The organism is Bacillus sp. LR--39, from assembly GCF_053613335.1.
In genome coordinates this window covers 1-782 of the sequence record NZ_JBSIOT010000711.1, presented here as the reverse complement: position 1 = coordinate 782, position 782 = coordinate 1, and the positions used below count along the sequence as shown (strand labels likewise).

The 782-nt window shown below is 47.2% G+C and carries 1 protein-coding gene and 1 pseudogene; one reads left to right on the top strand and one right to left on the bottom strand.

All coding sequences use genetic code 11. From position 1 onward, the window contains the following. Positions 1–146, top strand: a pseudogene (locus ACWHAR_RS26015) (lipoyl synthase); the annotation flags it as partial. A gap of 15 nt (positions 147–161) precedes the next feature. Here ACWHAR_RS26015 and ACWHAR_RS26010 read toward each other — a convergent pair. Continuing rightward, a partial coding sequence (locus ACWHAR_RS26010) for a YhcN/YlaJ family sporulation lipoprotein (RefSeq protein WP_452088292.1) occupies positions 162–782 on the bottom strand: 621 nt, incomplete at its 5' end.

The window sequence follows — 782 nt, the reverse complement described above, 5'->3', positions numbered from 1 at the left end:
ACCATCCTGATGAATTTGCAGAATTAAAAGAAATCGCGATGCAAAAAGGCTTCAGCCATTGTGAAGCCGGTCCGCTTGTCCGTTCCTCTTACCATGCGGATGAACAAGTAAACGAAGCATCTAAAAAGCGTCAAGCCCAAGCATAATGCCAAAACGCCAGATCATCTGGCGTTTTTGTCATTCCTATCGATTTTCATGTCCTGACGCGTTTCTCCATTGGCATTTTCATTCTCTGAGACAGGGCTTCCTTGCGGGGAGGTTTTCATTTCTTGAATCGTCCCCGACATGATCTCTCTAATATCCCTTGAACCAGAGCCGAGATTGCTGTAATTTTCGACGGACTGCATATGGTTTGGATTATCGGAAATATACACGTGATAGTATCGCGGGATCACGGAAGCCGCTGTTTTTTTCACCTGATCGGCGGTCAGCTCCCGGTTTTTAGAATCGGTTTTGTATACGACAAGCGCTTCTCGGTCAGTCACCAATGTCGCAGCATCTTGAATATGGGGGAGCTGAACCGTTAAACTTGATATCATGTGAGCGGTTTCTTCCCGGTTCATCACCGGCGTTTTCTGCTGGTCTCCGTCAAATTGTTCTCTTTGATAGCGGACATAGCCAAATTGTTCGTTCTCATTATGCCTGTTAAAAGCCTCGTTGCGGTCCGACACATGAATGGGTTTGGTTTGATTCTGCGTCTGATTCCGGACATTTTGTGCATTATCCAATCCTGCGCCTCCGCACCCGGATAATAGTCCGGTTAGCAGGCAGAGGCTGACAGC